General features: G+C 70.3%; 12 protein-coding genes. 3 read left to right on the plus strand and 9 right to left on the minus strand.

The window, feature by feature from the left end; genetic code table 11:
• Positions 1-117: 117 nt before the first annotated feature.
• From ABKW26_RS00625 to ABKW26_RS00650, 6 genes are all read right to left on the minus strand, one after another.
• Entirely contained in the window at positions 118-1,932 is a 1,815-nt protein-coding gene (locus ABKW26_RS00625) for an FAD-dependent oxidoreductase (RefSeq protein WP_348590456.1), read from the minus strand.
• Positions 1,929-4,400: a molybdopterin oxidoreductase family protein gene (locus ABKW26_RS00630; RefSeq protein ID WP_348590457.1), complete on the minus strand. Its 2,472-nt coding sequence runs from the start codon at positions 4,398-4,400 to the stop codon at positions 1,929-1,931. Before ABKW26_RS00630 ends, ABKW26_RS00625 begins: the two co-directional genes overlap by 4 nt.
• 8 nt (positions 4,401-4,408) lie before the next feature.
• A complete protein-coding gene (locus ABKW26_RS00635) occupies positions 4,409-5,803 on the minus strand; it encodes a nitrate/nitrite transporter (RefSeq protein ID WP_348590458.1) in 1,395 nt (464 codons plus the stop codon).
• A 183-nt stretch (positions 5,804-5,986) separates the two neighbouring features.
• A complete protein-coding gene (locus ABKW26_RS00640) occupies positions 5,987-6,256 on the minus strand; it encodes a hypothetical protein (protein ID WP_348590459.1) in 270 nt (89 codons plus the stop codon).
• Positions 6,257-6,835: 579 nt separating this feature from the next.
• Positions 6,836-7,816 (minus strand): hypothetical protein, encoded by a 981-nt coding sequence (locus ABKW26_RS00645; RefSeq protein WP_348590460.1) that lies wholly within the window; start codon positions 7,814-7,816, stop codon positions 6,836-6,838.
• A 333-nt stretch (positions 7,817-8,149) separates the two neighbouring features.
• The gene (locus tag ABKW26_RS00650) at positions 8,150-8,416 is read right to left on the minus strand and encodes a hypothetical protein (protein WP_348590461.1); all 267 of its coding nucleotides are present in this window, start codon (positions 8,414-8,416) and stop codon (positions 8,150-8,152) included.
• On the opposite strand from ABKW26_RS00650, the gene ABKW26_RS00655 reads away from it, so the two are divergent.
• Positions 8,406-9,059 (plus strand): hypothetical protein, encoded by a 654-nt coding sequence (locus ABKW26_RS00655; protein ID WP_348590462.1) that lies wholly within the window; start codon positions 8,406-8,408, stop codon positions 9,057-9,059. The genes ABKW26_RS00650 and ABKW26_RS00655 overlap by 11 nt on opposite strands.
• Here the strand turns inward: ABKW26_RS00655 and ABKW26_RS00660 are convergent.
• On the minus strand, positions 9,028-9,840 hold the full coding sequence (locus tag ABKW26_RS00660; protein ID WP_348590463.1) for a hydrolase: 813 nt from the start codon (positions 9,838-9,840) through the stop codon (positions 9,028-9,030). The two genes, ABKW26_RS00655 and ABKW26_RS00660, sit on opposite strands and share 32 nt — an antisense overlap.
• Positions 9,841-9,886: 46 nt before the next feature.
• Positions 9,887-10,336, minus strand: coding sequence for a hypothetical protein (locus ABKW26_RS00665; protein WP_348590464.1), 450 nt, complete (start codon positions 10,334-10,336; stop codon positions 9,887-9,889).
• A gap of 285 nt (positions 10,337-10,621) precedes the next feature.
• On the opposite strand from ABKW26_RS00665, the gene ABKW26_RS00670 reads away from it, so the two are divergent.
• Complete coding sequence (locus ABKW26_RS00670; RefSeq protein WP_348590465.1) at positions 10,622-11,212, plus strand: TetR/AcrR family transcriptional regulator; 591 nt, start codon at positions 10,622-10,624, stop codon at positions 11,210-11,212.
• A 73-nt stretch (positions 11,213-11,285) separates the two neighbouring features.
• Positions 11,286-12,245, plus strand: coding sequence for a DUF5692 family protein (locus ABKW26_RS00675; RefSeq protein WP_348590466.1), 960 nt, complete (start codon positions 11,286-11,288; stop codon positions 12,243-12,245).
• 42 nt (positions 12,246-12,287) lie between these two features.
• On the opposite strand, the gene rsgA is transcribed toward ABKW26_RS00675, so the two are convergent.
• Complete coding sequence (gene rsgA, locus ABKW26_RS00680) at positions 12,288-13,325, minus strand: ribosome small subunit-dependent GTPase A (protein WP_348590467.1); 1,038 nt, start codon at positions 13,323-13,325, stop codon at positions 12,288-12,290.
• Between the last annotated feature and the right edge of the window lie 57 nt (positions 13,326-13,382).

The raw sequence follows: 13,382 nt of genomic DNA on the forward strand, positions 1-13,382 counted from the left end.
CGGTGCTCCGCGGGAGACCCGACCGCTGTCCGGTCCCGCGACCACCTTCCCGGGCCGGAGGCCCTCCGTCCAGGGGCGAAACGCACTGTTTGCCTGCTGGTAACCGCGGCGACGCCCTCAGGACGTCGCCGCGGCCTCGCTCAGGCGGCCGGGCACGCGGTCGGTCTCCGAGCCCGCACCGGTTCCGGGCCGATCCGCGTCGATCGGGGAGGGCTCGCGCCGGTCGGCACCGCGCTCGTCGGCACCGCGCTCGTCGGCACTGGACTCTCCGGTGCCCGGTGTGCTCGCCGAGAGCCAGTCGACGAGGCCGCACACCACCTGGGTGCACCCGCCGCACCCGGTGGTGGCGCGCGTGGCCTTCGCGACGTCGGCCACGGTGGTGGCGCCGCCGTGGAAGCACGCGACGATGTCGCCCTTGCTCACGCCGTTGCACCGGCAGACGGTGGTGCGGTCGGGCATGTGCGTGGGGTCCGTCGCGGTCGCGGCGGCGGAGGCCACGGGCTGGAGGAGCAGGTACGCCGGGTCTGCGGGGACAGGGGTGCGCCGCGTGTACGCGGCCGTGAGGTCGGCACCGATCTGGGGTGCGCCGACGCACGTCGCGCCGACGACGAGCCCGCCCGCGACGGTCACCTCGACGTGCCGGCCGGCGTCCGGGTCGGAGAGGCGGACGGTGCGCTCCCCGGGCGACGGGGTGCGACGGGCACCGCAGGTGCCCATGCTCACGACGTCGAGCCCCGCGGCCTTGAGGCGGACGACGTCGGTACCGCGTGTCGTGTCCCCGGAGCCGGGAGTGCCGTCGACCCGTCGGGACAGGACGCTGGGGCCGTCGGGACGGCCCGGGTCGAGGCTGAGCCGCAGCGCGAGGCTCGGCCGGTGCGGGGCGAGCCGGGCACCGCCGAGGCGCACGCGGCCGAACTGGCTCTCGTCGACGACACGGGCGGCAAGATGGGTCGCGAGACGGCGGGACTGGTCCCAGCCCTGGGCGATGAGCCCGCTCGCGCCCTCGGGAGGCTGCGCGCAGTCACCGATGGCGAAGATCCGCGGGTCCGCCGGGCTGCTCAGGGCGTCGGTGACGACGATGCCTCGGTCGACCGGGAGGCCGGCCGCTGTGGCGATGCCGGTCTCGGGGACGGTCCCGCACGCGAGGACCACGAGGTCCGCGGGGAGCGTCTCGCTCGCCAGGTCGTCCGGCCTGCTCGTGACCCCGACACGGATGCCGGTGACCCGCCCGTCGGAGGTGAGGACCTCGTCGGTGCGCGCGTCGACCCGGTGGTCGACGCCGAGCTGCGCGAGCGTGCGCGCGGCGACGAGCGCCGCGTCGACGCCGAGCTGACGGTCCATGAGGCTCGTCCCGCCGTGCACGACCGTCACGGCGAGACCGCGCCGCGCGAGGCCGCAGGCGGCCTCGAGGCCGAGCACGCCGGCCCCGATGACCACGGCGCGTCGCGCGTTGACGGTCGCGGCGACGATCTCGCGCGCGTCATCGAGGGTCCGCAGGGCGTGCACGCCGGCGGGCAGGCCCTCGCTCAGCCCGCGGACGGCCGGGATGCGCGCCGCCGAACCGGTGGCCAGCACGAGCACGTCGTACCGGTAGGTGGTGCCGTCGTCCGCCAGGACCTGCTGCGTGCGACGGTCGACGTGCAGCACCTGCGCCCCGCGCCGGACGGTCGCCCGCTCGTGCGTGAGCGCCGGGAGCGCGAGGGACGCGACATCCACCTTGCCTGCGACGACCTCGCTGAGGAGCACCCTGTTGTAGGGCTCGTAGCCCTCGGTGCCGAGCACGGTGACCTCGAAGCTCGCGTCGCCGTCCCGCGAGAGGAGGTCGTCGATGAAGCGCGACCCCACCATCCCGTTGCCGACGACCACGACGCGGGTGCGGCGCGCGGGGGTGTCGGTGGCGGGGCTGCCACCAGTGCTGCGTTCGGCGCTCATGTGCGGACCTCCGCGGGGTCAGAGGGGACGAGGGAGGCAAGGGCGGCGAGGGCTGGCACAGGGTCCGGGGGCGGGACGAGGGTGCCCGCGAGGCTGACCTCGACGGCGCAGACCTTGAACTCGGGCATCCCGGAGATCGGGTCCGTCGCGTCGGTCGTGATCCGGTTGACGCTGCCGGTGCCCGCCCAGTGGAAGGGCATGAACACGGTGTCCGGCCGGGCGGTCGTCGTCAGGCGGGCCGGTGCGACGACCGCTCCGCGGCGCGACGCGACCCGGACGGTCGCACCCTCGTCGATGCCGAGGCGCTGGGCGAGAACAGGATGGATCTCGACGAAGGGCTCCGGTGCGGCTGCGGCGAGCTCGGCGACCCGTCGGGTCTGCGCGCCCGACTGGTAGTGCTGGAGCACCCGCCCGGTGACGAGGTAGATCGGCGCGTCCGGACGCACGTCGTCGCTCGGTCCCACGTGGTCGACAGCGACCATCCGTGCGCGACCGTCCGGGGTCGGGAAGCCGTCGAGGAACAGTCGCGGCGTCCCGGGGTGCAGCGGCCCCGGAGCGGAGCCATCGGGGCCGCTGGCCCCCTCTCCGCTGATCACACCCGTGCGCGCAACGCTCCCACCGTCCGCCGAGCTCGGGCTCTGAACTCGACCTCGGGCGCTCGAGGGCCCGAGATCGAGACGGATGCCCGAGCTCGGCGAGCCTGCTGGAGCGGGAGCGGGAGCGGGAGCAGGATGCAGCGCAGCAGGCAGTGGGGGTGGCAGCGCTGGTACCGGCCAGAAGAGGTCCGGGTCGGCGTCGAGGCGCTCGTGGCTGAGGCCGGAGTAGTCGGCGACGCCCCCGGCGCTGGCACGGGCGAGCTCGTCGAACACCTCGGCCGGGTCGGTACCGAAGTGGACCGGCGACCCGAGGCGCTCCGCGAGCGCGGCGAAGATCTCGAGCTCGGAGCGGACCCCGTCCGGGGCGGCGACGGCCCGGCGACGGCGGATGATCCGGCCCTCGAGCGACGTCATGGTCCCTTCCTCCTCGGCCCACTGGGTGACGGGCAGCACCACGTCGGCGAGCCGGGCGGTCTCGGAGGGCACGAAGTCGCACACGACGAGGAAGTCGAGGTCGTCGAGGTTCGCCGAGACCTTCCGGGAGTTGGGTGCGCTGACGACGATGTTCGAGCCGTGCACCATGAGCATCCGGGGGCCGGCGGGCTTCGCCACCCGCCCCGGGCCGGCGGGCTCGGCGGGCTGACCGAGCCGGCGCAGGAGCTCGACGGCGGGCAGGCCCGGCCCGGGGAGCGACTCGGGATCGACTCCCCACACGCCGGCGACGTGCGCCCGCGCGGCCGGGTCGTCGATCTTGCGGTAGCCGGGGAGCTGGTCGGCCTTCTGCCCGTGCTCGCGACCGCCCTGGCCGTTGCCCTGACCGGTGACGGCACCGTAGCCGCTGCCGGGACGCCCCGGGAGGCCGAGGGCGAGGGAGAGGTTGATGGCGGCCGTGACGGTCGCGGTCCCCTGGGTCGACTGCTCCACGCCGCGGCCCGTGAGGACGTAGGCGCCTGCGCCGCCGTGCAGCGGGCTGGCTCCGGCGAGCAGCCGTGCGACGCGGCGCAGGTCGTCGGCGGCGATCCCGCAGACCTGCTCGGCGCGCTCGGGCCACCACGCGGCGACGGACCGCCGCACCGCGTCGGCTCCGGTCGTGCGCTCAGCGAGGAACCCGTCGTCCGCGAGACCCTCTGCCCAGACGACGTGGAGGAGAGCGAGGAGCACCACGAGGTCGGTGCCGGGAACAACCTGGAGGTGCACGCCCGAGCCGTCCTCGGTGAGGCTCGCGGTCGCGCTGCGCCGCGGGTCGACGACGACGAGGCCGCCGTTCTCCCGCGCCCCGGCGAGGTGCTGGACGGACGGCGGCATCGTCTCGGCGAGGTTGGAGCCGAGAAGAAGGACAGCCTCGGCGCCGCCGAGGTCGGCGAGCGGGAACGGCAGCCCGCGGTCGATGCCGAACGCCCGGTTGGCGCCCGCAGCCGCGCTGGCCATGCAGAACCGGCCGTTGTAGTCGATGTTGGCGGTCCGCAGCACGGTCCGCGCGAACTTGCCGAGGGCGTAGGCCTTCTCGTTCGTCAGCCCTCCGCCACCGAACACGGCGACGGCGTCCGGCCCGTGCTCGGCGGCGGTCTGCCGGGCACGGGCCGCGACGAGGTCGAGCGCCTCGTCCCACGTCGCGGTGTGCAGCTCGCCGTCCGCTCCCCGCACGAGCGGGGTGGTGATGCGGTCCGGCGTGCCGAGCACGCTCGCGCTGGTCCAGCCCTTCTGGCACAGCCCACCCCGGTTGGTCGGGAACTCCCTGCCCTGGACGGTGACGCTCGGCAGGCCGAGGTCCACCGGCCCGGCCCCTGCTGCTGCGGGGGCCGGCTCCAGCGTCATCGCGCACTGCAGCGCGCAGTACGGGCAGTGGGTCGGGGTTGCTGTGGTGACTGTCATGGACCTGCTCAGATGCTCTCTGCGGCCATCGCCGAGCCGCGTCGCTGGTACACGGCCCACGTGGTGAGGGCCATGACGAGGTAGACACCGATGAATCCCCACAGGGCGGGGACGAGGGTGCCGGCGACCTCGTTGGAGAGCGCGAACCCGCGCGGGATGAGGAACCCGCCGAAGGCACCGATGGCGCCGGCGATGCCGATGCACCCGGCGGCAGACTTGCGGGCCTTCGCCTTGGCCTCGAGGTCGACGACGCCCGCCTGGAAGACGGCCGGGATCATCCGGTACGTCGAGCCGTTGCCGATGCCCGTCGCGATGAAGAGCAGGAGGAAGGAGCCGAGGAAGATCGGGAAGCTGTGGCTGCCGAGCGCCTGGATGGCACCGAACGCGCCGATCACCATGACGAAGAACGACGCGATCGTCACGCGTGCACCGCCGATCTTGTCGGCGAGGATGCCGCCGTAGGGCCGGGCGAGCGAGCCGACGAGCGCTCCGAGGAACGCGATCGAGAGCGTGACCTCGGGGAACTGGTTCTTGAGGAGCGTCGGGAACGCACCGGCGTAGCCGATGAAGGAGCCGAACGTGCCGATGTAGAGGAAGGAGATGATCCACGTGTGCCGGTTGCGGGTCGCTGCCGCGAAGGTGCGGTAGTCGGCCCGGGCCGAGGTGAGGTTGTCCATGTAGCGCCACGCGAGGAACGCCGCGAGGAGGATGAACGGGATCATCATGAGGCCCGCGCGCTCGAGCGCGATGCCTGCGCCGGCGACGATGACGAGCGGGACCGCGAACTGCACGGCGGCGGTGCCGAGGTTGCCGCCTGCGGCGTTGAAGCCGAGCGCCTTGCCCTTCTCCTTCTCCGGGTAGAAGAACGAGATGTTCGCCATGGAGGAGGCGAAGTTGCCGCCGCCGACGCCCGCGAGCATCGCGATGACGAGCAGCACGCCGAAGGACGTCTCGGGCCGCTGCACGGCCCAGGCGAGCGCCACGGTCGGCAGCAGGAGCAGGAGCGCGGAGACGATCGTCCAGTTGCGCCCGCCGAACATCGGGACGGCGAAGGTGTACGGGATGCGCAGGGTGGCACCGACGAGGCTGGGGACGGCGATGAGCCAGAACTGCTCGTCGACCGTGAGGACGAACCCGGCGTTGCCGAGCTGCGGGACGACGATGCTCCACGTGGCCCACACGGCGAAGCCGAGGAACTCGGCGAACACGGAGATCCACAGGTTCCGCTTGGCGATCTTCTTGCCGCCGTCGTGCCAGAACGTCGGGTCCTCCGGGTCCCAGTGGTCGATCCACCGTCCGGTGCGCGGGGTGCGCGCCGGGGGCGCGGCAACAGCGCTGGTGGAGCTGGGAGCCTCGGTGTCAGTGGACGTCTGGGGCGAGACTGTCGACGGCGGAACGGTCATTGCGGCCTCCTCGGTAGCCGGCCCGGACGGTCGGGCACTATCCAGAAGGCTAGGGATCGCGTGTTTCGCCCGGATGCGTCGGGGAGTTAATCGACCGTAACCGTCTCCGCACACGTCGTCGGCGGCGTCTGTGAGAACAGGACGGGCGTGCCACACCGGTCTCGTGTCACAAACGACGGTCTGTCACCTCTTTATCGGGTGACGAGGTGCTTCGGCGGTCGTCCTCGCGGCGCAGGGGGCCGGGAGGACGCCGCGGCCGACGGTCCTGTCCTTGCTCGCGCGCAGGACCGCGAGCGCCGTCGCTGCGGACGCGTCGAGCGAACCTGTGTCGCTGGGTGATGCGCTGCCTGCTAGTCGGGCTTCGTTGTCGGCGAAGACCAGCGCCTCGGCGAGCGGGTTCACAGGTGCGACCTCCCCGTAATTGAGGGCCTCCCACTCAAAGTGCCCAGTCATGGACGCTGGGGGTCTGGCGCAGGCGCGGCCGAGCGGGCAATCGCGCTGTGGCCTGTCGGTGCAGCGCCGACGTGCGCGAGGGAGATCCGCTGACCAGGACCCGCTGCTCGAGGGGGTGGTGGCTCGGTAGAGAGCGGTGTGCGACAAGCTGATCTTCGGTGAAGTGGGACCGGCGGCCACCGAGGGCCCGTTGTCGCCGTTGGTGGAGCCAAGGGACTTGGAGGCGGCCTACCGAGGCCCGCACGAATGCGCCGATTCTGGCGGTGGGTCCGGGGCCCCCGGGCTCACAGCCAGAGTCCCGCGTCAGGGGTCACAGACGCCCATTGGGGCATCAGATGTGTTCTTCATCCGTTCCTCGGTCCAGTACTCCGACAGGTCAGCGTCTGGGCTCGGGTTCTCCGTGGATTGCGAGCCTGAGGAGGGTGGCCGAGCGGACGAGTGAGAAGTCGGCGAGGCTGGGTCGCATGAACGTTCACACCCTGTGGTTGCGACGATCGATGCGGCGGCTAGGACCGTCACGCAGACCTTTATCTGGAGCGGGTGCAGCTTCGACATCTCGGGCCCTCCAAGCGCGTTGGGTCAGGTCATCTCGTAGTACATCGCCCTGGTTTCCATCGTAAACGGAGTCGCGACGAGGTATCGCGGCGATCCTGAGAGGGTTTTGCGCGAAGTCACAGCGGACACGTAGCCGAGGTCATCGTTGATGATCTGACGGAGCCAGGGGCCACCTGACGCACCTTCGTTCATGAGACACGCGATCTTCGCGTCGGAGTTGAGGGGGGAGAAATCGGTCGTGGGTCCTTCACAGTAATAAGGCAGCTCTCCGTCGTAGGGCGCCTGAGCGGGCCAGCCGAAGACTCTCATCTCTGGCTCAGTCGTGCTGTACCCGTACGAGACCCCATTCCCGCCCACCTTCTCGACGAGCTCGACCCCGTTGCGCGGGAAGAAGGTGATGAACGCCTGGTCGTAGCTCCAGTTTTCGTCCTGAATCCACGCGTTGTGTGTGCGTCCGCCCTTCCAGTTCCACAGCCCGTGGGGCTGGGACCCATTGTAGTAGGCAGGGATGAACACGATCTTGCTGTGCCAGCCTTTACCGGGAGTGTAAAGGCAGTGCGCTGCCGTGACGATCATGTTCTTGTTTGCGTGGTTGACCGTCGCGCCGGAGCAGACGTAGTCTTTGCCATCGAGATGGTAGAAGATCTTGCCAGCAGTCTTGGGGACGTGCTTGACGGGAGGGAAGGCCCGGGAATCGTAGGACTCGACGGTGGGAGCTACCGGGTCGACAATCGTGCCGGGCTCCTCGACCAGGGGTTCTGTTGTTTGCCCGCTGCGGGCTTCTGCTCCATCCTCGTCGGTGGCGATCAGATCCATGGGGATCGCGTTCGCGAGTTTCTCCGGCGTCCAGTAGCCAGCGGGATCAATGCTGGTTGGTGCCACGCGGCTACTACTGATGTCCGGCGCGAGGATCTCCTGGCTCCCCGCATAATCATCGGCTGGCACAGGAGGAGGTGAGGCCCCGGCCGGTGCTGTACTGACTGCCAGAATGGCTGACGACAGCATGACGAGGGCGAATGTACTTCTGGTTCTCACAAGCGCGATCCTGACTATTTGGCCCAGGATCTGAGCGTGCGGCTGAGCCGTTCACAATGGATCACGTCCGTCGCCCCTGCCCTGAGTGCGGAATCTGGCACGTGAAGGCTATCGCCTCGAGGACGTCGAGGCTAGTGCCTTCGCAAGTGCTGTTTGGCGGACCGGGCACAGCGAATTGACTCCATGGTGCAGCGAGAGCAAGAACCAACCTGGGCGCTTCTTCACGAAGCGCTGGAGCGGCCTCAGGGTGGATCGCGCGCTGATCGTAAATTAGCGGTGCGACACGACCGTGCGCTGGCGCGCCTAGACCTCTCGAATGATTGCGAGGTCGGCAGGATCGGCCGTGCGGACGTTGTTCAGCGCGCGACTCACCGGGTACGTGCGCATGGAGGCAGCCACCTCCGCGGAGACGCCGTCAACCATCGAGACGAGCGCGTCCGTCGAGGAGACCTTCTCCGGTGCGGCTGCGCGTTCTAGGCCCGCGCACAGGTTGGTATCGTCAGGGCTCTCGGCATCGGTGCCGGGCCCGGCCCACGGCCGTGACCTGAAGGACCAGTGCATGACGCTCATCGACCTCGTCGGCTGGGTCGGTTCCGCCATCCTCGTGTGGTCGTTGCTGCAGTCGCGCATCCTGCGCCTGCGGCTCCTCAACCTCGTCGGGTCGGCGATCCTGCTGACGTTCAACGCGATCATCGACGTGTGGCCCATGGTGGGTCTCAACGCCGTCCTCTGCCTCATCAACCTCGTGTACCTGCAGCGGATGCTCGGCTCGCGCCACTCCGCCGCGTCGTACTCCGTCGTCGAGGTGCGCCCCGACGACGCCTACCTGCAGCACCTGCTCGCCCAGCACGCCACGGACATCGAGAAGTTCAACTCGGGCCTCGATGTCGCCCGGCTCCTCGCCGAGCAGGCGGAGACCGGCGAGGCGTACCTCGTGCTGCACGGTGACGAGACCGTCGGGTACGTCCTCCTGCACGACATCGGCGGCGGCGTCGCGCAGATCGACCTCGACTACGTGACCGAGCGCTACCGCGACTTCACCCCGGGCGAGTTCGTCTTCCGCCGCTCCCACCTGCTCGCGGAGCACGGGTACACGTCCGTCGTCACGCGGCGCGGCGTCTCGGCACCGTACTACGAGAAGATCGGCTTCACGGCGATGGGCGACGTGTTCGAGCTCGCGCTCACTCCGGTTCCTCCCCGCGCAGCCACCTGATGTAGCGCTCGAGCGACCGCTCGACGACGGCGTGACCGTCGGCCTCGACAGTGCGGAACGCCCCGTAGACGCGCTCGAACGCGAGCGGCAGGACCACGTCGAGGATGCGCCGGACCATGCGCTCGGGCAGCGGGATGAAGTTGGGGAAGCTCCGCATGACGTGGACGGAACGGTCGGCACCGACGGCGATGGTGTCGCCGGTGAGGAGCGCCCCTCGCCCGTCGGCGCCCGCCACCCAGTGCACGAGCCCGCTGCCGGCGAAGTGCCCACCCGTCTGGTGCATCCGCACGCCCGGGAGAAGCTCGACCTCGCCCTGCCACAGGCGCACGACCGGGTCCGGTCGTCGGACCCACTGCTCGTCCGCGGCGGCCACGTAGACCGGGGCGTCGTCGAAGGCGTGGCTCCACTGCACCGACGAGCCGGTGAGGTGCGGGTGGCTCGCGGTGACGACGTGGACGCCACCGAGGGCGGCGACCGCCGCGACGCCTTCGGGGTCGATGAACCCCGGCGGCTCCCAGAGGAGGTTCCCGGCGGGCGTCCGCAGGAGCAGGCCACGCTGACCGATACCGAGCCGTGGCGTGCACTCGACCGCATAGAGGTCGGTCTCGAGCTCTCGGACCTCGATGCGATGACCGGCTCGGGCGAGCTCGTCGCGGGTGGTCCACCGCTGGCCGCCCGGCGGGACCCACTGGCGCTCGTCCTCGCAGATCGCGCAGGACTGCGGCGGCTCCGGTGTGTCGGCGTGCTCGATCGCGCACGTCGCGCAGGTCCAGATCGTCATCGCAGGATCCTCCCCGGGGAGCAAGGGACGCCTCCCTCCCCCGAGCCTAGCCGCCGTAGGGTGCCCAGTCGGCGAGCTGCGCCGTGAGGTCGTCGTATGCCGCGACTGCGGCGACGGCGTCGCTCGTACATGTTGCCGCGGCAGCCGCACAGGTGGACCCAGCTGTTGTCGCTGCCTCCGAGAGCGTGGTCGCCGCCGTCTCCGTCTGCGTGACGAGCTCTGCGAGCTCGGCGGGCGGCTCCCCGACGTACCCGTTCGTGCCGAGGGTTCTCCCGTCGTGAATCGACGCGGCGAGCGCATCCGCCGAGAACCCCATCGAGTCCAGCACCATCGCACACGTCGTCTCTACGCTGGCGGGCTCGCAGGCCCAGTCCTCCCACGACAGGAACGCGCGCTCGACGCCCGACGTCGTCCGAGACACGAGCATCACCCACTCGTCCTCGGGCGAGCCCGGCAGGACCTCACCGGGGGACGGCACCTCAGATGCGCTGCTCACCGGCGTACCGCCGCTCTCGTCAGCACCGGCACAGCCGGACAGAGCACTCGCCGAACCCAGTGACACCACTGCGATCAGAGCCGTGCAGATCCGTTTCATCAGCCCACCATAGCGACGGAACGCGCCCCCGTACCGTGGCGACGGCGCCGGGTGCGGCCCGAGCAGGCGAGCCTCGGGACTGGTGACCAAGGTCCCGTTGACGGTCTGTCAACGAGGTCTAGCGTCGAGGACAGGCGCTGGTCAGCGCCGCGACCGGAGGGTCGCTCACCGTCGAGACGAGGGCAGATGTCGAAGCACCCCGACGAGCGCAAGGACGAGATCCTCGCCGCCACCCGCTCGCTCTTCGCCGAGCGTGGCATCGCCCGCACCTCCATCTCGGACGTCGCCGAACGGGTCGGCATCACGCGCGGTCTCGTCTACCACTACTTCACGGACAAGGACACGCTCGTCGACGTGGTGCTCGAGCAGCACATCGACGAGTTCGTCGCGAGCATCCAGGAGTGGGACGCCCAGCGCGAGGTCGGCAACATCGAGCTGGCTCTCGCCGACTGCATCACCATGTTCCGCAAGCACGTCCGAGGGGCCACGAACCCCGTCGGCGGTCTCCCCCGCATCGAGGACGCCCGCCTCTACAACCGCTTCATCGACCGCGCCGTCGGCGCGATGGTCGACTGCTTCCGCACGACGACCGTCGAGGCGTACGCCCAACGGCACAAGATCGAGATCGAGAACGTCTACGAGACGTTCTACGTCCTCATCTACGGGCTCATCGGGCTCACGCGGTCCCACCCGACGATCACGGACGAGCGGCTCAAGGACATCGTGCGCCAGACCCTGCGACTCGACCAGGGAGGCGACGAGAGCACCCCCACCTGACCCACCCCGTCCCGGGGACACCGCAGCAGGGGGAATCCGCTCAACCGCTCGTTCACGTCAAGGGAGACATCCGATGTTCCTGTTCGACACCATCCCGTGGTACTCCGCACTCATGTGGGTCGCGGTCGTCGCCGCGCTCATGCTCGCCAACGAGATCGCCCGCCAGAGCAAGTGGGCCGGCCTGTGCCTGTTCGTCGCCCTGCCGCTCATGCTCACCGTCTTCGTCTGGCCCAACACCGCCGGAGCAGGGTCCAGCACCGGGACGTGGTTCCACTGGGTCAAGGTGTACTCGGCGCTCGCCGGGTGCCTCGGCTTCATGGCGCTGCGCTACATCCCCCGCGTCGCGAAGAACAAGTACGCGCTCATGTTCCCCGCCGCGATCCTCGCGCTGAACATCTTCGAGGCCGTCATCCGTGACTTCCAGGTCTACTCGATGAACGGCCTCATCGACGGCGTCATGATGGTCGGCGGCCCGTGGAACATCATGAACGGCATCGCCGGCATCCTCAACCTCGTGACCATCTGCGGCTGGGCCGGGATCTACATCACGCGGGACAAGAACAAGGACATGATCTGGCCCGACATGCTGTGGTTCTGGATCATCGCGTACGACCTGTGGAACTTCGCGTACGTGTACAACTGCGTCGGCGACCACTCCTTCTACGCCGGTGCCGCGCTCCTCGTCTCGTGCACCATCCCCGCGTTCTTCCTCCGCAAGGGTGCCTGGCTCCAGCACCGGGCCCAGACCCTCGCGTTCTGGATGATGTTCACGATGGCGTTCCCGGCGTTCGTCTCGAGCTCGAAGTTCGCGGTCGACTCGTCCCACAACACGACCGCTCTGTTCCTCGTGAGCTTCGTCGCCCTCGTCGCGAACATCGCCGTGGCCGTCTACCAGGTGTACCGGATCGTCAAGAACAAGAAGAACCCGCTCACCGACGAGCTGTACACCGACCTCGCCGCCTACAGGAAGCTCGACGCAGAGCGCCCCGTGGAGGACGCATCGTCGAGCAGCGCCCCGGTAGCCGTCGCCTGACGGGAACCATCACCGGGACGGTCACGGGTCAGGGTCCCTGGCTCAGCGTCCCTTGGCGCTCATCGCCTCGCGCGCGGTGCGCGACCGCTGGCGCCCCTGGGCGCGCAGGGCACTCCTGTCCTGCGCGCCCTTGCGGGCGCTCTGGTGGGCGATCTCCCGCAGCAGGTGGCGGTAGGACGTCAGCCGTGCGGCAGGGAGCTCACCGCCCTCGACGGCCTCGAGCACGGCGCACCCTGGCTCGGTGACGTGGGAGCAGTCGGCGAAGCGGCACTGCTCGGCGACCGTCGTGACGTCGTCGAAGGCCCGGTCGAGGCCCTCCTCGTCGGCGACGAGGCCGACGCCGCGGATCCCGGGGGTGTCGACGAGCACGGCGACACCGGGGACGACGACGAGCTCGCGGTGCGTCGTCGTGTGCCGGCCGCGACCGTCGCCACGCACGGCGGCCGTCACGAGGACGTCGTGCCCCGCGAGCGCGTTGACGAGCGTCGACTTGCCGGCGCCCGACGGGCCGAGGAGCACGAACGTCTGCCCGGGGCTCAACCGGGTGCGCAGGTCGTCGAGACCAGCTCCCGACTCCGCGCTGACAGCGAGGACATCGACACCGTGGGCGACCGCCTGCACGTCAGCGACCTCGTTCCCGTGACCGAGGTCGGCCTTCGTGAGGACGACGAGCGGTGTGGCGCCGGACGCCCACGCGAGCGTGACCATCCGTTCGACCCGGCGGACGGAGGGCTTCGGGTCCATGGGCTCGACGACCACGACGACGTCCACGTTGGCGGCGAGGACCTGCTCGGCGGACGTCTGCCCGGCGTCCTTGCGCAGCAGCTCCGTGCGGCGGGCGAGCGTCGCGACGACGGCGTGGCCGTCCGTGAGCACCCAGTCGCCGACCGCCGGCGTCTGGCCCGCGGCGGTGACGGCCAGGGTCTCGGTCTCGGTGGCGATCCGCACGAGCCCCCGCTCGACGCGGACGACCCGGCCCGGGGTGGCGGACTCGCCGAGGTCGGCGAGCTCGGGATGGTCGCGCAGCTCGGCGGTGCGACGGTCGTCCCACCCGAGGGTGGAGAGCAGGGTGTCGGTCATATCGACGATTCTGGGCCTGCCTCCCCCTGTGCCGCCACGTATTTCCCGTGAGCGCCG

The organism is Sanguibacter sp. 25GB23B1, assembly GCF_040012415.1.
GTDB lineage: Bacteria > Actinomycetota > Actinomycetes > Actinomycetales > Cellulomonadaceae > Sanguibacter.